Raw genomic sequence first — 20,550 nt, forward strand, 5'->3', positions numbered from 1 at the left:
CACATCAGGTCGGCGGCGGATCATCGGGTACCGCGAGCGGTGTACTTCTCCAGCGCCGGCACGTCCTTCTCGGTGACGATCGCGGGACCGGTGAGGACCGGCCTGCCGCCGCCGACGACGTTGCCGTTGGTCTTCTTCAGCCAGAGTTCGTCGACCGCGAGATACCCCTGGAGATAGGGCTGCTGGTCGACCGCGAAGCCGATCTCCTTGGCCTTGAACTGCTTGATCACGGCCGCGTCGAGGTCGAAGGTGTCGACCTCGGCGGAGCTGCCCGCGCCGCCCTTGGCCTTGACCGCGGCGGCCGCCATCGGCGCGCCGAGGGTGACCACCGCGTCGATGTCCTTGCCGGCCTGGAGTTTCGCCTCGATGGAGGACGTCGCGGCGGGCGTGTTGGTCCCGTCCACGTTCAGGTTCTCGACCGGGCCCTTGAAGGTCTTCCTCACCCCGGCGCAGCGCTCCTCCAGCGAGACGTTGCCCTGCTCGTGGATGACGCAGACGGCCTTCTTCCTCCCGTTCGCGTTGAGCTGCTCGCCGACCGCCTCGCCCGCGACGCCCTCGTCCTGTCCGATGTGGCCGAGCGCGCCGAGCTCCTTGGAGTACGCGGCGCCGGAGTTGATGGTGACGACCGGGATGCCCGCCGCGACCGCCTTCTTGACGACGTCCCGTACGGCCTGCGGCTTGGCCAGGGTGACCACGATCCCGTCGACCTTCTGGTCGATGGCCGCCTGGATCAGCTGCGACTGCTGCTGGCCCTCCTTGTCGGCGGAGTAGAGGAAGTCGGCGTTGTCCTTGGCGGCGGCCTGTTTCGCGCCGCTCTGGACGATGTCCCAGAAGGTGTCGCCCTGGCCCGAATGGGTGATCATCGCGATCTTCATCCGGGGCGTGGAGGCCCCCTTGCCGCTGCCCGGGGCGCTGTCGTCGGCCTTGTCCTCGGAGCTCTTGCCGCCCGAGCCGCTGCATCCGGCGACCGTCAGTACGAGGGCCGCGGCGAGGGCCGTCGCCGTGGCTGCCGTGCGGGGTATGCGCATGGGGTCCGCCTTCCGCCTGGGCCGCCGGGTCGCGGCACGTGAGTTCTAGCGGCGTACGGACGGACGCGTCAATACTTTGTCCGAACATTCTTACGCGGAGGCACCCCCGGGGGCGTCCCCAAGGGCACCCCGGGGGCACGCCCGCCGACGTCACGGACGTACGAGCAGCTGGAACTCGAAGGCGTAGCGCGCGGCCCGGTAGACATGGGTGCCGAACTCCACGGCCCGCCCGGTGTCGTCGAAGGTGGTGCGCTGCATGGTCAGCAGCGGCGCGCCCACGGCCTCGGCGAGCAGTTCGGCCTCTGCGGCGGTGGCGGCCCGGGCGCCCACCGACTGGCGGGCGCTGTGCAGGGTGATCCCCGCGCCGCGCATCAGCCGGTACAGGCCGGTGGCCTCCAGCTGCGGGGTGTCCAGCGCCAGCAGTCCGGTCGGCAGGTAGTTGCGCAGCTGGGCCATCGGCTCGCCGTGCGCGTACCGCAGCCGCTCCACCAGATGGACGTCGTCGCCCTCGGCCACCCCGAGCGCCGCCGCCACCTCGGCGGTGGCCGGTTCCAGGGTGTTGCGCAGCACCTTGGTGGCGGGCTTCTGACCGGCCGCCTCCAGGTCGTCGTAGAGGCTGCTCAGCTCCAGCGGGCGCTTGACCTGGCTGTGCACCACCTGGGTGCCGACGCCTCTGCGGCGCACCAGCAGGCCCTTGTCGACCAGCGCCTGGATGGCCTGGCGGACGGTGGGGCGGGACAGGCCGAGGCGGCCCGCGAGGTCGATCTCGTTGCCGAGGAGGCTGCCGGGCGTGAGGGTGCCGCGCTCGATGGCCGCCTCCAGCTGCTGGGAGAGCTGGAAGTAGAGCGGGACCGGGCTGGTGCGGTCCACGCTGAGCTGGAGCGGCACGGCGGGATCCGGCACGGTTCTGGGCTGCTTGGACACGGGGTGAGCGTAGTGCGCGGGCCATGTTGACGGGAAGTCGTGAAGTCTGATTGTCAGGACAAACTCTTGACAGGACGGCCGGGCACCGTCACCTTTTGGCCATGCGTATCGGACTCATCGGAACGGGACGTATCGGCACCTTCCACTCGGAGGTGCTGGCCGGCCACTCCTCGGTCACCGAGCTCTTCGTCGCCGACACCGACCCCGCGCGGGCAGCCGAGGCCGCCGCGCGGACCGGGGCCACGGCCACCACGGTCGACGGGCTCTTCGCGGCCGGCCCGGACGCGGTGGTGATCGCCTCGGCGACCGCCGCGCACGCCGGGCTGATCGCCCGCGCGGCCCGCGCCGGGCTGCCCGCGTTCTGCGAGAAGCCGATCGCGCTCGACCTGGCCGGGACGCTGGCGGCGCTGGACGAGGTCGAGAGCGCGGGGACGGTCCTCCAGATCGGGTTCATGCGGCGCTTCGACGCCGGGTACGCGGCGGCCCGCGAGCGGGTCCGGGCGGGCGGGCTCGGGCGGCTGCACACCGTACGGGCCGTCACCTCGGACCCGGCGCCGCCGCCCGCCGCGTATCTGCCGCTCTCCGGCGGGCTCTACCGGGACTGCCTGGTCCATGACTTCGACAGTCTGCGCTGGGTGACCGGCCGCGAGGTGACCGAGGTGTACGCGACGGGTTCGGACGCGGGACCCGCGATGTTCCGGGAGGCCGGGGACGTCGCCACGGCCGCGGCCCTGCTCACCCTCGACGACGGCACCCTCGCCACGGCGACGGCGACGCGGTGCAACGGCGCCGGGTACGACGTCCGGATGGAACTGGCCGGCGAACTCGACCAGCTGGCCGTGGGACTGGGCGAGCGCACCCCGCTGACCTCGGCCGAGCCCGGGGCACCCGGCGCTCCCAACAAGCCCTGGCCCGGCTTTTTGGAGCGGTTCGCCGACGCCTACCGGGCCGAGCTCGACGCCTTCGTCCACGTCGTACAGGGCGAGCTGGCGAACCCGTGCGACGGCCGGGAGGCACTGCACGCACTGCGCGTCGCGGAGGCGTGCGAGCGCTCACGGCACGAGCGCCGACCGGTGGCGCTCGCGGAGTTCACCGACTGAGGCTCTCCGGGTTCACGAGCCGGCGTTCACCAGCGCACCGGTAGGCTCTCCGGGCCGCGCACCAGCATGCCCGAGCGCCAGGTGACGGCCGCCGGGTGGATGTCGAGCGCCAGGTCCGGGCAGCGGTCCAGCAGCGAGCGGATCGCGATGCGCGCCTCGAGGCGGGCCAGCGGGGCGCCCAGGCAGTAGTGGATGCCGTGGCCGAACGCCACATGGCCGCGCGCGTCGCGCCGGATGTCGAAGCGGGAGGGCTCCGGGTAGCGGGCGGGGTCCCGGTTCGCGTCGGCCATCGCGACGAGCACCAGCTGCCCGCCGCCGGGCACCACCGTGCCGCCGATGTCGACCGGCTCCGTGGTGAAGCGGTACGTCGGGGTCTCCACCGGGCCGTCGTAGCGCAGCATCTCCTCCACCGCGTTGTCGATCAGCCCGTCGAAGTCGGCTCGCAGGGCGGCCAGTTGCTCCGGGTGGCTGAGCAGGGCGAGGACGCCGTTGGAGATCAGGTTGACGGTCGTCTCGTGGCCAGCGACGAGCAGCAGCCAGGCCATGCCAAGCAGTTCGGGGCCGGAAAGGCGGTCGCCGTCCTCGTCGCAGGTGTGGATCAGCGCGCTCATGAGGTCCCCGCCGGGGTTCTCGCGCTTGGCGGCCAGCAGGGCGGTCAGATACTCCGACATGGACCTGGCCGCCGCCATCCGGTCCGCGAGGGCGGGCGCCGACACGGAGACGTTGGACCACTCCCGGAAGCTGTCCTGGTCCAGGCTCGGCACCCCGAGCAGCTCGCCGATGACCGTGATCGGCAGCGGGAAGGACAGCGCCTGGACCAGGTCGGCCCTGCGGCCGGGGCCCTTGAGCATGGTGTCGAGCAGCGCGTCGGTCATCTCCTGGACGCGCGGGGCCATCCGCTCGACCCGGCGCGGGGTGAACTCCCGGTTGACCAGTTTGCGCAGCCGGGTGTGGGCGGGGGCGTCGGAGCTGAGCATGGTGGTGCCGGAGGCGACCTGCTTCACCCCGAGGCCGGTCGAGGCGTTGCGCCACTCCTTGGAGAGCCGGGGGTCGGCGAGGGCGGCTCGCCCGACCTCGTACCCGACGACGAGATAGGCGTCCGAGCCCTCCGGCATCCGTATGCGGTGCACCGGCCCACGCTCGCGCAGCTCCGCGTAGACCGGATACGGGTCACGGGTGAAGTCCTCGCCGAGGGCGGCGAGATCGACAATGGCATCGCTGGTCAACGCGGGTCCCTTCAGGACGTAGTGCGCCCCTGCGGGCACACGCCGTGGTGTCGGCACACCTTAACTCCCCAGTAGCTTGGGAGGCTTCTACCCTGGTCACGGCGAGGGGAGGCTCGGTGCTGAGGCGTTGGTGGTTCGTGGGGGCGCTGCGGCCGGAGGTGCCCGCGCGGGGGGCGTGGGAGCCGTCCAAGGAGGAGCAGCAGCGGGTTCTCGACGAGTGGGGGGCGGCTCGCGAGCGCCTGGAGCGGCTGGTGTCGGCGCGGGTCGCGGCCGTCGGTGACGTGTTGCGGGTGGCCGAACTCCCCGTGGGGGCGGGCGGGGCCGAGCGCGACTACGCCTGGGTGCTCGACGCCTTCCAGGCCGCGGGCAAGCTCCTGGACGAAGCGGCCGACCTGCCGGATCTGGCCGCCGCCGCGGTGCTGGCCGAGCGCGCCCTGGTGCGGTTCGCCGCGCTGCACGCGCGCCGTGCGGGGCAGCCGGCGCCGAGGCCGCCCGAGCGGTGCTACTACAACCCGCTGCACGCGGCGGCCGAGAGCGGCGGGCCGCCCGCGCGCAAGCAGCACCGGCAGCGGGCCCGGCGCCGGACCGGGCCGCGCGAGGCGGCGGCGGACCGCCGGCCCGCCTGCCCGTCCTGCCGCCGGGCGATCCTGGCGGGCGAGCAGCCGGACGTACTGCCCGCCCTCGTCCCGGTGAAGGTGTCCCGGCTGCGCACCGCGCGGCTGCTCGTGCCGTACTACTCGGTGCCGCAGCAGTGGTCGCTGTGGTCGGTCTCGGCGTGCGGCGCGTACGGGGACGAGTGGCCCGCGCTCGTGCTGGGCGGCGAGCACCGCCGCCGGGCGGCGGCCGCCCGCAAGGCGTGAACGCCCCGCCTCACCAGCGCACGGGCAGATGCCGCACACCGCGGATGAGCATCCCCGGCAGCCACTCCAAGGAGCCCGCGCCGGTGGCCAGTTCGAGGCCCGGGGCGCGCTCCAGGAGCGTACGGAGCGCGATGCGGCCCTCCATCCGGGCGAGCGGGGCGCCCAGGCAGTAGTGGATGCCGTGGCCGAAGCCGAGGTGGCTCTGCGGGGTGCGGCGGATGTCGAAGCGGTCCGGGTCGGGGTGGCGGGACGGGTCGCGCCCGGCGGCGGCGAGGCCGATCAGGACCGGCGACCCGGCCGGGATGACGGTCCCTCCGCACTCGACGTCCTCGCGCGCGAAGCGGTACGTGGCCGTCTCCACCGGGCCGTCGTAGCGCAGCATCTCCTCGATGGCCCCGTCGATCAGCCAGTCGAAGTCGGCGCGCAGCGCGGCCAGTTGCGCGGGATGGGCTAGCAGGGCCCGTACTCCGTTGGAGATGAGGTTGACGGTGGTCTCGTGGCCCGCGACGAGCAGCAGGAAGGCCATGCCGATGAGCTCGTCCGGGGACAGCTGGTCGCCGTCCTCGTGCCGGGTGCGGATGAGGGCGCTCATCAGGTCGTCCGCCGGGGCCGTGGCGCGCTTGTCCTCGATGAGCCCGACCAGGTAGGCGCCCATCTCCTGGGCGGCCCTGCCGTCGTTCGCCGTCGGGGCCACGGCCTCGTTGGAGAGCCGGCGGAAGGTCTCCCGGTCCAGGTCCGGCACGCCGAGCAGTTCGCAGATGACCGTGATCGGCAGCGGGAAGGCGAACGAGTCGACCAGGTCGGCACTGCGGCCGGGAGCGGCCAGCATGGTGTCGAGCAGCCCGTCGGCGATCTCCTGCACGCGCGGGCGCAGCGCCTCGATCCGGCGCGAGGTGAACTCCCGCGCCACCAGCTTGCGCAGCCGGGTGTGCTGCGGCGGGTCGGAGTCCAGCATGTTGGCGCTGACCGCGGCGAACTCGTCGGGCTGCTCGGCGATCGCCCGCCAGTCCTTGGAGAAGCGGCCGTCGGCGAGCGCGGCCCGCGCCTCGTCGTGTCCCACGATCAGCCAGACCTCGTCCACCTCCTGGGTGCGGACGCGGTGCACCGGCCCCTCCGCGCGCAGCTTGGCGTAGTACGGGTACGGGTCGGCGGTGAAGTCCTCGTGGTCGCGCAGATCGACGAACGGCATGACGGTGTTCCCCCTCCGGTGGTCCGCTTCAGCGTACGTCGCCGTCCTCGTCGAGGAGTCCGGCGTCGTGCACCAGCAGGGCGATCTGGACACGGTTGTTGAGGCCCAGCTTGGCCAGCACGCGCGAGACATGGGTCTTCACGGTCGGCACGCTGAGGAAGAGCGCGGCGGAGATCTCCGCGTTCGACTGGCCGCGCCCGACGGCGACCGCCACCTCGCGCTCCCGCTCGGCGAGTTCGCCGATCCTCGCCCGGGCCCGCGAGGCCCGGTCGTCGCCCCCCTCCGGGGCGCCCGCGACCTGCCGCATCAACTGGCGGGTGACGGCCGGGGAGAGCACCGGCTCGCCCGCCGCCACCCGGCGTACGGCCGCGACGATCTCGGCGGGCGCGGTGTCCTTCAGGACGAACCCGGCGGCGCCCGCGCGCAGTGCCCGTACCACCTGCTCGTCGGCGTGGAAGGTGGTCAGGACGATGACCTCGGGGGCGTCGGGGCGGGCGCGCAGGGTCTCGGTGGCGGTGAGGCCGTCGACCCCCGGCATCCGGATGTCCATCAGGACCACGTCCGGGCGCAGCCGGTCGGTCAGCTCCTCGACCTGGGAGCCGTCGGAGGCCTCTCCCACGATCTCCAGGTCCTCGGATCCGCCGAGCATGAAGGTGAGTCCCGCGCGGACGAGGGGGTCGTCGTCGACGAGCAGCAGCCGGATGGTCATGAGGGCCACGGTAGCCAGGCGCGGACCTCGAACCCGCCACCGGGCGTGCGCCCGTGCTCCAGGCGCCCGCCCGCGAGCGTGGCGCGTTCGGTCAGCCCGATGAGCCCCTGCCCCGAACCGGGCACCCTCGGCACCTCGCCCAGCGGTGCGGGGTTGCGCACCTCGACGGCGAGGCCGTCGCCCGGACGGCCGGTGACGGTCACGGTGACCTCGGCGCCGGGGGCGTGCTTGCGGGCGTTGGTCAGGGCCTCCTGGGCGATGCGGTACGCGTTGCGCCCGGTGGCCGCCGGGACGGCCTCGGGATCCCCGACCCGGCTGTCCAGGGTGACCTTCATCCCGGCCTCGCGGGACTCGGCGACCAGCGCGTCCAGGGTGGCGAGCGTCGGCTGGGGCCGGTCCTCGGCGCCCTCGTCCGGGCTGCGCAGCACTCCGATGATCTGGCGCAGGTCCTGGAGGGCCTCGTGGGCGCTGTCGCGGATGACCCCGGCGGCGCGGGCGACCTCGGCCGGGGGCGCGTCCGGCCGGAACTCCAGGGCGCCCGCGTGCACGCTGAGCAGGGTGAGCCGGTGGGCCAGCACGTCGTGCATCTCGCGGGCGATGGCCTCGCGGGCGAGGCGCTGGGCGTTCTCGGCCCGCAGCGCGGCCTCCTCCTCGGCGCGCACGGCCCGCTCGCGCAGCGCCGCCACCAGCTGGCGCCGGGCCCGTACGAGCATGCCCCAGCCCATGGCGAGGAGGACCATCAGCGAGCCCATGATCGCGTTGGCCAGCAGGCCGGTGGTCGGGTCGGGGCGCACGACCGGCTGCACCCACGAGGTGAGCAGGGCCGCGGCGCCGACCGTGGCGACGGTGGGCTTGAGGGGCCGGTGCACGGCGAGACCGAAGAGGGCCACCAGCACCGCGCCGGCCGCGACCGGGGCGACCAGGGTGACGGCCACCAGCACCCAGGCGAGGCCGACGGGCCAGCGCCGGCGCAGCCACAGCGCGCAGCAGGCGAGCGCTCCCACCAGCTGGTCGGCGGCCTGGAGGGTCTCGGAGTAGTCGGCGGCCTTGGTCATGGCGTCGGCGGCGAGCATGCCGATGAGCACCGCGCAGACGAAGGCGCAGAGGTCGACGATCCAGTCCCGTACGGTACGGCGCGGCCGGTTGCGGCCGGACCGGTCGCCCGGCAGCTCGGGAGCGACGACGGCGGACGGCAGCAGCCAGCGGTATTCGGGACCAGCGCGTGTCATGCCGTCCAAGTTACGCAGGTCAGGGGCGGCGTGGCGGGTTCCGGCCGGGTCGCGCTACCAAAGTCGTACGGGTCGAGACTTTCGCCGCGGGGCCGAGCCCGAAAGGCGACGCGGGGCGCTCCGGCGGCGGTGCGGTGGTTCGGCTGCGTCCTGCGCGACCGGCCACGGACAACCCGCGGCCGAAAGCCGCCGAGTCAGCTGTATCGCGGGGCGCCCCGGTGCTGTCGGGCCGGGGCGCCCCGCGCAGGGGCGGGTGTCGTCAGCCGCCCAGCTCCTGGTGGCGGGCGGTCAGCCGCGCCGCGCCGTCGCTCGTCAGCGAGCCGAACAGACGCAGCCGGGAGATGCCGCCGTCGGGGAAGATGTCGATGCGTACGTGGGTGGCCACTGCGGGGGCGTCCAGCACGAAGCGGTGGTTGGTGTCGGGCTGGAGGCGGGTGCGGGGCAGGACCTCGCGCCACTCGCCCGAGGCGCCGTCGCGCACCGAGAGCGCGGCCCAGCCGGCCGAGTTGCCCTTGAGGTAGGCCGTGTCGATCTCGACCGCGCGGATCTCGGACTGCGCCGCCAGCCGGTAGCGGATCCAGTCGTTGCCCTTGTCGCGGCGGCGGCGGGTCTCCCAGCCGTCGTCCATCTTGTGCGAGCGGCCCGGCTGGATGGTGTTGGTGGCGGGCGAGTAGAAGCGGTCCGAGGCGTCCTCGACCTGGGCGCCGTTCTCCAGTGCCGCGAGGTCGAAGGTGCCGAGGACGGCGAGCCACGCCGGGTCCGGGGCCACCTCGCCGTACACCCGCAGCCGGGCGATGCCGCCGTCGGGGTGCTGGTTGACGCGCAGGTGCGTGAAGCGCTGCTCGACGTCGACGGCGAACCCGTTGGCCGCGTGGCCGCCGACCGCCGTACGGGGCACCAGGGTCACCCACTTCACGTCGTCGGCGAGCAGGTCCTCGGGCGACGGGGAGCCCGCGACCGAGGTCGCCTCCACGGAGACGGCCTGCGGGTAGTTGCCGCGGAAGTGGGCGGTGTCGACGACGATGCCGCGTACGACACCGGGAGCGCCGAGGCGTACCAGGGCCCAGTCGTGGTCCTCGTCGGTGGGGTGCGGCACGGCGGCCGAGACACCGCGGCGGCGGCGGGTCTCCCAGCCGTCCATGATCTTGCCCTTGTGGCCGAAGTGCTCGGGGTCGAACTCGGCGGCGTCGGGCTTGAGCAGGTTCTCGCGCTCGGCGAAGAACTCGTCGTTGGCGGCGATGACGCCCGCGCCCAGGCGCCGGTCGGCGAGGTCCGCGTACTGCGTGAACGGGAAGTCGGCGGTGCGGTAGTCCGCGTACGGGTCGCCGCCGCCGTACGGGCTGGCGTCACCGGTGAAGGAAGGGATCTCGCTCACGGTTTCAGTTGTTCCTTTCGAGCAGGCGGCCGGTGGGCTCGGTGAGGGTGCCGTTCTGCTGGATGCGCTCGCCGCGCAGCCAGGTCGACTTGACGACACCGTGCAGGGTCTTGCCCGCGTACGCGGTGACGCGGTTGCGGTGCTGGAGTGCCGCGGGGTCGACCGTGAAGGTCGCGTCGGGGGCGAGGACGGCGAAGTCGGCGTCGCGGCCGGCCTCGATGGCGCCCTTGCGGTCCAGGCCGACGAGTCCGGCGGTGGCGGACGACATCCAGCGGACCACGTCGTCGAGGGTGTGGCCGCGCCTGCGCGCCTCGGTCCACACCGCGGACAGGCTCAGCTGGAGGCCGGAGATGCCGCCCCAGGCGGTGGCGAAGTCCTCGGTCTTGAGGTCGGCGGTGGACGGCGAGTGGTCGGTGACGACGCAGTCGATGGTGCCGTCGGCGAGCGCCTGCCACAGCAGGTCCTGGTTGGCGGCCTCGCGGATCGGCGGGCAGCACTTGAACTCGCTGGCCCCGTCCGGGACTTCCTCGGCGGTCAGCGTGAGGTAGTGGGGGCAGGTCTCCACGGTGACGCGGACGCCCTCGCGCTTGGCGGCGGCGATCGCCGGCAGCGCGTCGGAGGAGGACAGGTGCAGGATGTGCACCCGCGCCCCGACCCGCTTGGCGGCGGCGATCAGCGCCTCGATGGCCGTGTTCTCGGAGACGCGCGGGCGGCTGGCGAGGAAGTCGGCGTACTTGGGGCCGGGGGTGCTCGGCGCGGCGGCCAGCTCGTGCGGGTCCTCGGCGTGCACGATCAGCAGTCCGCCGAAGCCCGCGATCTCGGCGAGCGACCGGTCCAGCTGGTCCTGGTCCAGCTCGGGGAACTCCTCCACACCGGAGGGCGAGAGGAACGCCTTGAAGCCGAAGACCCCGGCGTCGTGGAGCGGGCGCAGGTCCTTGACGTTGTCGGGCAGCGCGCCGCCCCAGAAGCCGACGTCCACGTGCGCCTTGGCGCGGGCGACCTCCTGCTTGACGCGGAGGTTGGCCACCGTGGTGGTGGGCGGCAGGGAGTTGAGCGGCATGTCGACGAGGGTGGTGATGCCACCCGCCGCGGCGGCCCGGGTGGCGGTCCAGAAGCCCTCCCACTCGGTGCGGCCGGGGTCGTTCACATGGACGTGGCAGTCGACGAGTCCCGGCAGCAGCACGTCGTCGCCGAGGTCCTCCAGGCGTGCCCCGGCGGGCACCTCGGCGTCGTACGGCAGCACGGCGGAGATCACTTCGCCCGCCACGGCGACCGAGGCGGGGCGGGTGCCCTCGGGGGTGATGACCCGCGACGAGCGCAGTACCAGGTTGACGTCGGACACCCGAGCCCTCACTTCCGCGATGGAGTGCACGTCCACGCCGGTGGGAGAACCCCGGCGGAGTGCGACGAGCAAAATTCAACGAACTGTTGAAGGAGTCTTCACGCCGATCAGGGAGCCGTCAAGGGTGTCCGGGGTCCGGCGGCGGCCGACGGCGTGGGTCTTGGAGGTTTCCACAGAATGGAATTAGACTTTCACTTCCCAGAATGTAGCTATCGCCACGGGGTGCCCGGCCGGAACGGACAAACCCACTGTGACCGGCCAGGACGCCCTACGTACGCACTGTACGGCGAAGAACACACAGGTAGGCTGCTGCCCCGCCTGCCAGCTGAAAGGACCGCGCCGTGCCGACGTCCAGCGCCAGCACCACCGACGCCTCCAAGCCATCCGCCGCCAGCGGTGGCGTCCAGTCCCTCGAGCGCGCCTTCGACCTTCTGGAGCGGATGGCCGACGCCGGGGGCGAGGTCGGCCTCAGCGAGCTCTCCGCCAGCAGCGGTCTGCCGCTGCCGACCATCCACCGGCTGATGCGTACGCTCGTGGCCTGCGGCTATGTCCGCCAGCAGGCCAACCGCCGGTATGCGCTCGGCCCGCGGCTGATCCGCCTCGGCGAGTCCGCGTCGCGGCTGCTCGGCACCTGGGCGCGGCCGTATCTGGCCCGGCTGGTCGAGGAGACCGGCGAGACGGCGAACATGGCGCTGCTCGACGGGGACGAGATCGTGTACGTGGCGCAGGTGCCCTCCAAGCACTCGATGCGGATGTTCACCGAGGTGGGCCGACGGGTGCTGCCGCACTCCACGGGCGTGGGCAAGGCGCTCCTCGCGCACACCCCGCCGGAGGAGGTGCGCGCGCTGCTCGCCCGTACCGGCATGCCGGCCGCGACCGAGAAGACGATCACCACGCCCGAGGGCTTCCTGGACGCGCTGGAGCAGGTGCGGCACGCGGGGTACGCGGTGGACGACAACGAGCAGGAGATAGGGGTCCGGTGCCTGGCGGTGTCGGTGCCCAACTCCCCCACGGCGGCGGCGATCTCCATCTCCGGCCCGGCCGGGCGGGTGACGGAGTCGGCGACGGAGAGGATCGTCCCGATCCTGCAGGGGGTGGCGGAGGAACTGTCGGCTGCCCTGGCCAACACGGGGCAGGGCTGAAGCCCTGTTTTCCGGGTGCGGTGTGTGGGCGGCTGGTCGCGCAGTTCCCCGCGCCCCTTCTTGGCCCGGTCTTTGTCTGCGGCTGAGTGGTGGGTTGCTCGCGCAGTTCCCCGCGCCCCTTCATGGGCCCGGTCTTTGTCCGCGGGTGTGTGGCCGCTTCTCGCGCAGTTCCCCGCGCCCCTGAAAGCAGCTGGCTGAGCTGGGTTCTCTGGCTGCGGCGGACTACCTGAGGGGCGCGGGGAACTGCGCGAGCAACCGGCCACACACCCGCAGACGAAGACCGGGCAACATCAGGGGCGCGGGGAACTGCGCGAGCAACCGGCCACACACCCGCAGACGAAGACCGGGCAACATCAGGGGCGCGGGGAACTGCGCGATCAGCCCGCCACCGGCCCGCGGACGAAGGCCGGGCACAACCTCCCGTCGCTCATCTCCACCACCCGATCCACCCGCCCCAAATGCCCCGCGTCATGCGTGACCAGCACCGTCGCCGTGCCGAGCTCCCGCGTGAGGCGGACCAGAAGGTCCAGCACAGCCACCCCCCGCTCATGATCCAGCGCACTCGTCGGCTCGTCCACCAACAGCACCGACGGCGAGTTCATCAGCGCCCGGGCGATGTTGACCCGCTGGCGCTGGCCCCCGGAGAGCTGGTGCGGGCGCCGGGACGCCTGGCCGGCCAGGCCCACCGCGTCCAGCAGCGCGAGCGCCCGCGCACGGGCCGCCCCGGGCCGGTGCCCCGCCAGATGCGCCATCACCTGCAACTGCTCCGCCGCCGTCAGCGACGGCAGCAGGTTCGGCTGCTGGAAGACGATCCCGACCCGCGAGCGCCGCAGCGCCGCCCGCTCGGCCGCGCCCAGCGCACCCGTGTCGGCCCCGGCCAGCACCACCCGCCCCCGGTCCGGTGCGATCAGCGTCGCCGCCACGGCGAGCAGGCTCGACTTGCCCGAGCCGGAAGGACCCACGCACGCCGTCAGCGTCCCGGCCGGCACCTCCAGGGACACCTCGTCCAGCGCGGTGAGCCGCCCGTCCCCGTCCGGGTACGTCAGCGTCACACCATCCAGCAGCAGCGGCAGCGGCAGCGGCGCGGTCATCGGGCACTCCCCAGCGCGGTCAGCGGGTCGACGGCGGTGATCCGCCGGATGGACAGGGCGGCGCCGAGCACGCCGAGGACGATCAGGACGAGCGCGGGGAGCAGGGTGGTGCGCACGTCCAGGACGAACGGCACCGCGCCCGCCACGACCGCGCCCACCCCCACCGCCAGCCCCGTCCCGGCCAGCGTCCCCGCGCACAGCATCAGCACCGCCTGCCCCAGCGCGTCCCGCAGGAGGTCCGGCGTGGACGCGCCGAGCGCCTTCAGGACCGCGATGTCCCCGCTGCGCTGGATCGTCCACACGGTGAAGAACGCGCCCACCACCAGCGCCGAGATCACGAAGAGGAAGCCGCGCATCAGCTGGAGCGAGCCGTTCTCCGCCCGGTAGGACGGCAGGGCCGCGAGCGCGCCGTCGAGCGTACGGGTGGTGGTGCCGAGCGACCGGTCCGCCGCCGCGAGGTCCACACCGTCGTCCAGGGTCAGCGCCACCACCGTGGCCGGCGCCCCGGCCGCGAGCGCCGTCCAGACGACCGGGGTGTGGCTGTAGGAGTCCTCGCCCCGCACCGCGGAGACCGCCAGCGCCCGGCCGCCCACGACGACCGTGTCGCCCTCGGCCGCCCGCAGCTTGTCCGCCGCGCCCCGCGAGAGGACGACGGCTCCCTCCCGTACGGGAGCCAGACCCGAGCCGGGGCGGACGGCGAACACCGACACCGCCTCCGTCCGCTCCCCCGCCCTGGCGTTCACCGTGGAGATCCCGATCGGCTCCGCGCCGCGCACCCCCGGCACCCGGCCCCAGCCCGCCCAGACGGACGGGCCGAGGACCGAGCTCGTGAACGACACCGCCCGGCCGCCGGGCGGCGCCGCGAAGGCGAGCCGGTCGGCGGGCAGGCCCAGCACGGCCGAGGTGTTGTCCCGGGCGAGCCCGGCGGTCAGCCCGGACAACAGGCCGACGAGCAGGGTGATGAGCACCACCACCGTCCCCATCAGCGCGAACCGGCCCTTGGCGAACCGGAGGTCTCTCCATGCGACGAACATGGCTCCAGCCTCGCGGCCCGGCGGCGCCGGGGCATCGCGCCACAGCACACGTCGACCGGATCGAAGGACGCATCCGCACATCAAACTTTCGGTTGACCGGGCGGCCCCCGGCCCGCTTACGCTGGAAGACCTATGGACCCCCGCCCCCATACCCCGGTCGCCCGGCTGCTGCGCCTGTGTCTGCACGCGCTGCTCGCCGGGCTGCTCGCGCTCGTCGCGGCCCGCTCCACGGGCGACCCGGCGGCGCTGGCGGCGGTGGGCGCGACCGCCGCGGTGTACGCGGCGGGGGTGCTGACTCCCGCCGTACGGCCCCGTACCGAAGCGGGCGCGGCGTGGCTGGCGGCACTGTGCGCCGTCTGGCTGGTGCTGCTCGCGCTGTCGCCGGACGCCCTGTGGGTGGCCTTCCCGCTCTACTTCCTCCAGCTGCACCTGCTGCCGTCGCGCTGGGGCCTGCCGGCCGTCGCGGCGACGGCGGGCGCCGCCATCGCGAGCTTCCTGCTCCACGGCGGGCAGGTCACACCCGGCACCTTCATCGGGCCGCTCCTCGGCGCCGCCGTGGCCGTGGCCACCGTGTTCGGATACGACGCGCTGTACCGGGAGAGCGAGCGGCGGCGCGAGCTGATCGAGGAGCTGGTCGCCACCCGCGCCGAGCTCGCCGGGGCGGAGCGCGCGGCGGGCACGCTGGCCGAGCGCGAACGCCTGGCCCGGGAGATCCACGACACCCTCGCCCAGGGTCTGTCCTCCATCCAGCTCCTGCTGCGGGCCGCCGAGCGCGCGCTGGCGCCGGACGACCCGGCCCGCGCCCATGTGGAGCAGGCCCGTACGGCCGCCCAGGACAATCTGGCGGAGGCCCGCCGGTTCGTCCAGGCGCTGACCCCGCCCGGCCTGGAGCGGGCCTCGCTGCCCGGCGCCCTGGAGCGCCTGTGCGCCTCGACGCCCGGCCCGGCCGTGCGGTTCGGGATAAGCGGCACCCCGGTCGAGCTGCCCACCCCGTACGAGGTCGCGCTGCTGCGGATCGCCCAGTCGGCGCTCGCCAACACGGTCCAGCACGCGGCCGCGGAGCGCGCGGAGATCACCCTGAGCTTCATGGACACCTCGGTGGCACTGGATGTCGTCGACGACGGCAAGGGCTTCGAGCCGGGCCGTGAGCGCCCGTCCGGCCCCGGCGGCTTCGGGCTCCCGGCGATGCGGTCACGGGCCCGCTCGCTCGGCGGCACCCTGAGCGTGGAGTCGGCACCGGGTCAGGGCACGGCGGTCGCGATCACCCTGCCGCTGCCGGTGCCGGTGCCGGAGCGGGGTGCGCGATGAGCACGACACCGATCAGGCTGCTGCTCGCCGACGACCATCCGATCGTACGGGCGGGGCTGCGGGCCGTCCTCGACGCCGAGCCGGACTTCTCCGTCGCCGGGGAGGCCGCGACCGCCGAGCGGGCGGTGGAGCTGGCGGCCTCGGGCGGCTTCGACGTGGTGCTGATGGACCTTCAGTTCGGCGTCGGGATGCACGGCTCGGCCGCCACCGCGGCGATCACCGCCCGGCCGGGCGCGCCCCGGGTGCTGGTGCTGACCACGTACGACACGGACGCCGACATCCTGGCGGCCGTGGAGGCGGGCGCGGCCGGGTATCTGCTCAAGGACGCGCCCCCACAGGAGCTGGCCGCGGCCGTGCGGACGGCCGCCGCCGGTCAGTCGGCGCTCGCCCCGGCGGTGGCGCACCGGCTGATGGACCGGATGCGCACCCCGGCGCAGGCGCTCACCCGCCGGGAGCTGGAGGTGCTGCAACTGGTCGGCGACGGCCTGTCCAACCAGCAGATCAGCAAACGCCTCTTCCTGAGCCAGGCGACCGTCAAGTCCCATCTCGTCCATGTGTACGCAAAGCTGGGAGTGGAGTCGCGCACGGCGGCGGTCGCGGCGGCCGTCGCGCGCCGACTGATCCGGCAGCAGGGCTGATTTCCTCTACGCACACGCGTCACGGGCGACGCGGAAGGGCATGCATGCGGCATGTGTCCGGCCTGACCCGCGCGGAGGCTCCGCATGCCACAGACCGCCCGTCAGTACTGGTGGAATCTGCAAGGACGCACCAGACTCAACTTCAACTGGGGCATCATCAACCACGACTCGACCGTGATCATCACCGCGTCCGAGTACAGCGTGGACAACAACGACCCCCGGCACAGCCCCCGGTTCGTCGGCGCCGCCACGATCACGGTGGAGAACATCAGCCCGCACTCGCCGCCCTACGACCCCAACCACGGGGTCACCTTCACGGTCAACGTGGAGTGGGGCGCGCCGCTGCACATCGTCACCGACATCACGGTCCTGGACGGCCCGCCGGTCGCCATCGAGTACCAGAACGGCTGAGGGGGGCCGATGCCGCGCACCGCACGTCAGTACTGGGCCGGCCTCCAGGGCCGTACCACGCTGAACTTCAACTGGGGCATCATCGACCACGACTCGACGGTGATCGTCACGGTCTCCGAGTTCAGCGTCGACCCGGGCGACCTCAAACACAGCCCCCGGTTCGTCGGCGCGGCGCCCGTGCGGGTCAGCAACATCAGCCCGCACTCCCCGCCGTACGACCCCAACCACGGGGTGAGCTTCGTGGTCACCGTCGACTGGGGCGCCCCGCTGCACATCGTCACCGACATCACCGTCCTCGACGACAAGCCGGTCTACCGGCTCTGGGACGGCGGCCGGCTCGCCTTCACCATGCAGGCCCAGCAGCAGACCAACTGGTGCTGGGCGGCGGTGTCCACCAGCATCGCCCGCTTCTACGACGCGGGCAGCACCTGGACGCAGTGCGCGGTGGCCAACTCGCAGACCGGGCGCACCGACTGCTGCGGCGGCGGCGCGAGCGGCGCGGGCTGCAACTCCCAGCAGCCGCTGGACAACCCGCTGCGGATCGTCGGCCACCTGGACCGGATGGTCACCAACCGGGTGGACTTCGCGACGGTGGAGTCCGAGATCAAGGCGGGCCGCCCGCTGTGCGTCCGGATCGGCTGGTCGACCGGCGGCGGGCACTTCCTCACCGCGATGGGCGTGGACGCGCCGCTGAGCGGCTCGGACGCGATCGTGGCCGTCGACGACCCGATCTACGGCCGCTCCGACCAGGTCTACAACACGCTCGCCACCAGCTACCAGGGCAGTGGAACCTGGACCCACAGCTACTACACCCGGGCATAGGGACGGACCATGGCGCTTCAAGTACCGCAGCCACCCCCGGAGTCGCGCTCGGCCGCCGAGGCCGGGGTCGAGCTCCTCGCGGGCCTCGGCCGGGTCCGCACCGCGGCGACGCTGCTGCCCGCCACGGCCGACGAGCTCAGACTCGCGCACCCCCTCCAGATGTACGTGATCGGCCTCGGCGATCTGCCGGGCGGCCTCGCCGGGGCCCGCCCGGTCGCCTGGCGCTATCTCGTCCAGCACGACTCCGGTCCGGTCGCGCTCGCCGAGACGGTACGGGACGAGGCGGGCGGCCATGTCTTCAGCCAGCTCAACTACGGGCCGTTCGTGGCCGGGACGGCGGCCGCCCTCGAAGCCGCCGGACGGGAGCCGGGCGACGCGGAGGTGCGGCTGCTGCATCTGCCGGCCGTCCATCTGATCGCCGTCTGGCGGCACTCGCCGGGCGCGGACACCCTTGTCCCGGCGGCCCCGGCGCCGCCGGGCGTCGAGGCGGACCGCGCGTACCCGGCGGCCGAGCTCTTCGCGCTGCTCACCCGGAACGCGCCGCAAGACGTGCTGCCGCCGGAGGCGGAGGACGACCGGGGCGGGGGCTGAGCCGCAGCCGCAGCCGTCGCGGGCGGAGGACGGCGGGGACCGGAGCCGGGGCGCAGCCGCCGGCCCGGTCTCGCGGGACCAGCGCCGGGTGTGAGCCCCCCGAGCCGCCGGGGACTCACACCCGTAGCGCGAAGTCCTGTGCCGTGGCCCGGCGCAGCTCCCGGGCCACGCCCTTCGGGGCGCGCGGGGCGGGCGCGGTCAGCACCGGGCACTCGGCGTGCCGCAGCACATAGCGGCGTACCCGGCTCCGCCACGCGCCGGTGCGCGCGCCCACCACCAGCAGGTCGTCCACCCGGTGTGCGACCGTGCACAGCGCGGGCCCCGGCCGCCCGCGCACCGCCACCGTGCGGACCTCGACGCCGAGCGGCAGCCCGCCGAACGCGTCCGCGAAGGCCCCGTCGAGCCGCTGGCGCGCTTCCTGCTCCCAGTGCGCCGCCCATGCCCGGTCCGGGTGGCGCAGATACAGGTACTCGCCCTCGGGCGGCTCCCACGCGATCACCGCGACGAGTCTGCGGCCGCCGCGCCGGGCCTGCTCGGCGGCGACGCGCAGGGCGGCCAGGCTGCCGAGCGAGCCGCTCACCCCGACGACCACCCGCCCCGGCCCCCCGTGCCGCCCGCTCACCGCTCCCGCCCCCGCCTCGTCCGAAGAGTCCGCAGCCAGCCGAAGGTGACCGGCCTCGGCCGCTCCTCGCGGCGGCGCTGCATCTCCCGCTCGAACCGGTCCGTCACCGTGCCCGTGACCGTCTTCTCGCCCTGCATGGTTCTCGCCCTTTCCGGCCGTACCAGACCAATGCGCTGACACCTCCGGAGTCTGTACGCTGATTGGCCTGGACAGCAGGGCCAATCCAAGGGAGTTGGTATGGCAGGGATGGGAACGGTCCACTCCTTGGGCGGGGTTGCCGACAGCAGCAGGTCCCTGGGCAGCCGACAGCTGGCCACCCTGGTCGCCGCCACGGCCGGGGAGCGCCCCGGCTACCGCGCTCTCGCCCAGGGCGTCCGCACGCTCCTGCTCGACGGGCGCATTCCGCTGCACACGAGGCTGCCCGCCGAGCGGGAGCTGGCCGGGGCGCTCGCGGTGAGCCGGGCCACCGTGACCGCCGCGTACGACCTGCTGCGCGAGGGCGGGTACGCGGTGAGCCGGCGGGGCGCGGGCACCTGGACCGAGTTGCCGGCCGGCCAGCGCCCGGCCAATGTGGCCAGCTTCCCGGACGGCGCCGACACCATCGACCTGGCGATGGCGGCACCGGCCGCGCCGGAGGCCGAGTACGCCGAGGCGCTGGCGCTCGCCGGGGCGCGGCTGACCGGTCATCTGCGCACCCCCGGCTACCACCCGCTGGGTCTGCCGGAGCTGCGCGCGGCCGTCGCCGAGCGGTACACCCGGCGGGGGCTGCCCACGCTCCCCGACCAGATCCTGGTCACCACGGGCGCCCAGCAGGCCCTCTCCCTCGTGATGGGCCTCCTCGCCCGCCCCGGCGACCGCGTCCTGGTCGAGAGTCCCTCGTACGCGAACGGCCTGGACGCGATCCGGTACGCCGGGCTGCGTATGACGCCGGTGCCGGTGACGGACGAGGGGTGGGACGGCGAGCTGATGGAGTGCGCGCTACGGCAGACCGCGCCCCGGCTCGCGTATCTGATCCCGGACTTCCACAATCCGACCGGGGCGCTGATGGGGGCCGAGCAGCGGGCCCGGCTGCTGCGCTCGGCGCGGGCCACGGGGACGTGGCTGCTGGTCGACGAGACGATGGCGGAGATGGCGCTGGACGTGCCCGCGCCCGCGCCGCTCGCCTCGCTGGCGCGGGCGGGCGAGGCGGAGCAGGTCGTGACGGTCGGCTCGCTGAGCAAGACGCACTGGGGCGGGCTGCGGATCGGCTGGGTGCGGGCGAGTTCGCGGCTGATCACCGAACTGGCGGCCACCCGGATCCACCGGGACATGGCGTCCTCGGTCCTGGACCAGCTGGTGGCGCTGGAGCTGCTGCCCGGGATGGACGCGGTGCTGGTGGGGCGGCTGGCGCAGATGCGGGAGCGGCGCTCGGCCCTGGCGGCCGCGCTCACCGACCACTTCCCGGAGTGGCGCTGGCAGCTGCCGCCGGGCGGCCTCACCCTCTGGGTCGACCTGGGCCGTCCGATCGCGGGCGCGCTGTGCCGGGCGGCGCTGGGGCACGGGGTGCGGCTCCAGGGGGGTGCCCGCTTCGCGGCGGACCCGGGTACGCATGAGCACCGGTTGCGTCTGCCGTACTGCATGCCGGCGGAGGTCACCCGGGAGGCGGTCCGCCGCCTGGCCTCGACGCTGTCCGCGGGCCTGCCCACGACCCCGGCGGAACTGGACCGCCCCCACTGGGTGGCGTAGCCGGGCCCGGCCTTTGTCTGCGGGTGAGTAGCGGCCCGGCCTTTGTCTGCGGGTGCGTGGTGGGCTGGTCGCGCAGTTCCCCGCGCCCCTTTTCGGGCCCGGCCTTCGTCTGCGGGTCGTGGGTGGCTGGTCGCGCAGTTCCCCGCGCCCCTAGGGGGTTGGCCGCAGCCGGAGAACCCAGCTC

General features: G+C 73.8%; 21 protein-coding genes. 9 read left to right on the top strand and 12 right to left on the bottom strand.

What is annotated here, in order from left to right:
- Window positions 1–20: 20 nt before the first annotated feature.
- Window positions 21–1,028 carry a sugar ABC transporter substrate-binding protein gene (locus tag ABD236_RS34860; protein ID WP_344081778.1) on the bottom strand — a complete coding sequence of 336 codons (1,008 nt, stop codon included), beginning with the start codon at window positions 1,026–1,028 and terminating at the stop codon, window positions 21–23.
- 150 nt (window positions 1,029–1,178) lie between these two features.
- A complete protein-coding gene (locus ABD236_RS34865; RefSeq protein ID WP_344081893.1) occupies window positions 1,179–1,898 on the bottom strand; it encodes a GntR family transcriptional regulator in 720 nt (239 codons plus the stop codon).
- Window positions 1,899–2,053: 155 nt separating this feature from the next.
- Between ABD236_RS34865 and ABD236_RS34870 the strand changes: the two genes are divergently transcribed.
- Window positions 2,054–3,052 carry a Gfo/Idh/MocA family protein gene (locus ABD236_RS34870; RefSeq protein WP_344081781.1) on the top strand — a complete coding sequence of 333 codons (999 nt, stop codon included), beginning with the start codon at window positions 2,054–2,056 and terminating at the stop codon, window positions 3,050–3,052.
- 26 nt (window positions 3,053–3,078) lie between these two features.
- Here ABD236_RS34870 and ABD236_RS34875 read toward each other — a convergent pair whose 3' ends face one another.
- Window positions 3,079–4,278 carry a cytochrome P450 family protein gene (locus tag ABD236_RS34875; RefSeq protein ID WP_344081784.1) on the bottom strand — a complete coding sequence of 400 codons (1,200 nt, stop codon included), beginning with the start codon at window positions 4,276–4,278 and terminating at the stop codon, window positions 3,079–3,081.
- A gap of 116 nt (window positions 4,279–4,394) precedes the next feature.
- Here ABD236_RS34875 and ABD236_RS34880 point away from each other — a divergent pair, with 116 nt between their 5' ends.
- Window positions 4,395–5,138 (top strand): hypothetical protein, encoded by a 744-nt coding sequence (locus ABD236_RS34880; protein ID WP_344081787.1) that lies wholly within the window; start codon window positions 4,395–4,397, stop codon window positions 5,136–5,138.
- A 10-nt stretch (window positions 5,139–5,148) separates the two neighbouring features.
- Here ABD236_RS34880 and ABD236_RS34885 read toward each other — a convergent pair whose 3' ends face one another.
- The 5 genes from ABD236_RS34885 to allB form a co-directional block, all read right to left on the bottom strand.
- Entirely contained in the window at window positions 5,149–6,327 is a 1,179-nt protein-coding gene (locus tag ABD236_RS34885) for a cytochrome P450 family protein (protein WP_344081790.1), read from the bottom strand.
- A 28-nt stretch (window positions 6,328–6,355) separates the two neighbouring features.
- Window positions 6,356–7,036 (bottom strand): response regulator, encoded by a 681-nt coding sequence (locus tag ABD236_RS34890; RefSeq protein WP_344081793.1) that lies wholly within the window; start codon window positions 7,034–7,036, stop codon window positions 6,356–6,358.
- Window positions 7,033–8,265, bottom strand: a complete 1,233-nt coding sequence (locus ABD236_RS34895; protein ID WP_344081796.1) for a sensor histidine kinase — start codon at window positions 8,263–8,265, stop codon at window positions 7,033–7,035. The genes ABD236_RS34890 and ABD236_RS34895 overlap by 4 nt, the downstream gene beginning before the upstream one ends.
- Before the next feature lie 259 nt (window positions 8,266–8,524).
- Window positions 8,525–9,640 (bottom strand): allantoicase, encoded by a 1,116-nt coding sequence (alc, locus tag ABD236_RS34900; protein ID WP_344081799.1) that lies wholly within the window; start codon window positions 9,638–9,640, stop codon window positions 8,525–8,527.
- A gap of 4 nt (window positions 9,641–9,644) precedes the next feature.
- Complete coding sequence (gene allB / locus ABD236_RS34905) at window positions 9,645–10,982, bottom strand: allantoinase AllB (protein WP_344081802.1); 1,338 nt, start codon at window positions 10,980–10,982, stop codon at window positions 9,645–9,647.
- A 341-nt stretch (window positions 10,983–11,323) separates the two neighbouring features.
- On the opposite strand from allB, the gene ABD236_RS34910 reads away from it, so the two are divergent.
- The gene (locus ABD236_RS34910) at window positions 11,324–12,124 is read left to right on the top strand and encodes an IclR family transcriptional regulator (RefSeq protein WP_344081805.1); all 801 of its coding nucleotides are present in this window, start codon (window positions 11,324–11,326) and stop codon (window positions 12,122–12,124) included.
- A 377-nt stretch (window positions 12,125–12,501) separates the two neighbouring features.
- Here ABD236_RS34910 and ABD236_RS34915 read toward each other — a convergent pair whose 3' ends face one another.
- The gene (locus ABD236_RS34915) at window positions 12,502–13,215 is read right to left on the bottom strand and encodes an ABC transporter ATP-binding protein (protein WP_344081808.1); all 714 of its coding nucleotides are present in this window, start codon (window positions 13,213–13,215) and stop codon (window positions 12,502–12,504) included.
- Window positions 13,212–14,249 carry an ABC transporter permease gene (locus tag ABD236_RS34920; protein WP_344081811.1) on the bottom strand — a complete coding sequence of 346 codons (1,038 nt, stop codon included), beginning with the start codon at window positions 14,247–14,249 and terminating at the stop codon, window positions 13,212–13,214. The genes ABD236_RS34915 and ABD236_RS34920 overlap by 4 nt, the downstream gene beginning before the upstream one ends.
- Window positions 14,250–14,381: 132 nt before the next feature.
- On the opposite strand from ABD236_RS34920, the gene ABD236_RS34925 reads away from it, so the two are divergent.
- From ABD236_RS34925 to ABD236_RS34945, 5 genes are all read left to right on the top strand, one after another.
- Window positions 14,382–15,557 carry a sensor histidine kinase gene (locus ABD236_RS34925; protein ID WP_344081816.1) on the top strand — a complete coding sequence of 392 codons (1,176 nt, stop codon included), beginning with the start codon at window positions 14,382–14,384 and terminating at the stop codon, window positions 15,555–15,557.
- Window positions 15,554–16,195 (top strand): response regulator, encoded by a 642-nt coding sequence (locus tag ABD236_RS34930; protein ID WP_344081819.1) that lies wholly within the window; start codon window positions 15,554–15,556, stop codon window positions 16,193–16,195. Before ABD236_RS34925 ends, ABD236_RS34930 begins: the two co-directional genes overlap by 4 nt.
- A gap of 84 nt (window positions 16,196–16,279) precedes the next feature.
- Complete coding sequence (locus ABD236_RS34935; protein ID WP_067161647.1) at window positions 16,280–16,606, top strand: hypothetical protein; 327 nt, start codon at window positions 16,280–16,282, stop codon at window positions 16,604–16,606.
- Window positions 16,607–16,615: 9 nt separating this feature from the next.
- Window positions 16,616–17,428, top strand: coding sequence for a papain-like cysteine protease family protein (locus ABD236_RS34940; RefSeq protein WP_344081825.1), 813 nt, complete (start codon window positions 16,616–16,618; stop codon window positions 17,426–17,428).
- 9 nt (window positions 17,429–17,437) lie between these two features.
- On the top strand, window positions 17,438–18,019 hold the full coding sequence (locus ABD236_RS34945) for a hypothetical protein (RefSeq protein ID WP_344081828.1): 582 nt from the start codon (window positions 17,438–17,440) through the stop codon (window positions 18,017–18,019).
- A 115-nt stretch (window positions 18,020–18,134) separates the two neighbouring features.
- Here the strand turns inward: ABD236_RS34945 and ABD236_RS34950 are convergent, their stop codons facing one another.
- Window positions 18,135–18,641: a universal stress protein gene (locus ABD236_RS34950; protein WP_344081831.1), complete on the bottom strand. Its 507-nt coding sequence runs from the start codon at window positions 18,639–18,641 to the stop codon at window positions 18,135–18,137.
- A complete protein-coding gene (locus ABD236_RS34955; RefSeq protein WP_344081834.1) occupies window positions 18,638–18,778 on the bottom strand; it encodes a hypothetical protein in 141 nt (46 codons plus the stop codon). The genes ABD236_RS34950 and ABD236_RS34955 overlap by 4 nt, the downstream gene beginning before the upstream one ends.
- 100 nt (window positions 18,779–18,878) lie before the next feature.
- On the opposite strand from ABD236_RS34955, the gene yczR reads away from it, so the two are divergent.
- Window positions 18,879–20,366: a MocR-like transcription factor YczR gene (yczR, locus tag ABD236_RS34960; RefSeq protein ID WP_344081837.1), complete on the top strand. Its 1,488-nt coding sequence runs from the start codon at window positions 18,879–18,881 to the stop codon at window positions 20,364–20,366.
- Window positions 20,367–20,550 lie beyond the last annotated feature (184 nt).

Origin of the sequence: Streptomyces crystallinus, from assembly GCF_039521265.1 — a bacterium.
Classification (GTDB): Bacteria; Actinomycetota; Actinomycetes; order Streptomycetales; family Streptomycetaceae; genus Streptomyces; species Streptomyces crystallinus.

Bases quoted from the DNA above. Each gene is read 5' to 3' on its own strand.
- ABD236_RS34940 (WP_344081825.1), top strand. From the start codon at position 16,616: ATGCCGCGCACCGCACGTCAGTACTGGGCCGGCCTCCAGGGCCGTACC.
- ABD236_RS34935 (WP_067161647.1), top strand. From the start codon at position 16,280: ATGCCACAGACCGCCCGTCAGTACTGGTGGAATCTGCAAGGACGCACC.
- ABD236_RS34925 (WP_344081816.1), top strand. From the start codon at position 14,382: ATGGACCCCCGCCCCCATACCCCGGTCGCCCGGCTGCTGCGCCTGTGT.
- ABD236_RS34915 (WP_344081808.1), bottom strand. From the start codon at position 13,215: ATGACCGCGCCGCTGCCGCTGCCGCTGCTGCTGGATGGTGTGACGCTG.
- ABD236_RS34945 (WP_344081828.1), top strand. From the start codon at position 17,438: ATGGCGCTTCAAGTACCGCAGCCACCCCCGGAGTCGCGCTCGGCCGCC.
- ABD236_RS34930 (WP_344081819.1), top strand. From the start codon at position 15,554: ATGAGCACGACACCGATCAGGCTGCTGCTCGCCGACGACCATCCGATC.
- ABD236_RS34920 (WP_344081811.1), bottom strand. From the start codon at position 14,249: ATGTTCGTCGCATGGAGAGACCTCCGGTTCGCCAAGGGCCGGTTCGCG.
- ABD236_RS34955 (WP_344081834.1), bottom strand. From the start codon at position 18,778: ATGCAGGGCGAGAAGACGGTCACGGGCACGGTGACGGACCGGTTCGAG.
- ABD236_RS34870 (WP_344081781.1), top strand. From the start codon at position 2,054: ATGCGTATCGGACTCATCGGAACGGGACGTATCGGCACCTTCCACTCG.
- ABD236_RS34885 (WP_344081790.1), bottom strand. From the start codon at position 6,327: ATGCCGTTCGTCGATCTGCGCGACCACGAGGACTTCACCGCCGACCCG.
- ABD236_RS34890 (WP_344081793.1), bottom strand. From the start codon at position 7,036: ATGACCATCCGGCTGCTGCTCGTCGACGACGACCCCCTCGTCCGCGCG.
- ABD236_RS34895 (WP_344081796.1), bottom strand. From the start codon at position 8,265: ATGACACGCGCTGGTCCCGAATACCGCTGGCTGCTGCCGTCCGCCGTC.
- ABD236_RS34860 (WP_344081778.1), bottom strand. From the start codon at position 1,028: ATGCGCATACCCCGCACGGCAGCCACGGCGACGGCCCTCGCCGCGGCC.
- yczR (WP_344081837.1), top strand. From the start codon at position 18,879: ATGGCAGGGATGGGAACGGTCCACTCCTTGGGCGGGGTTGCCGACAGC.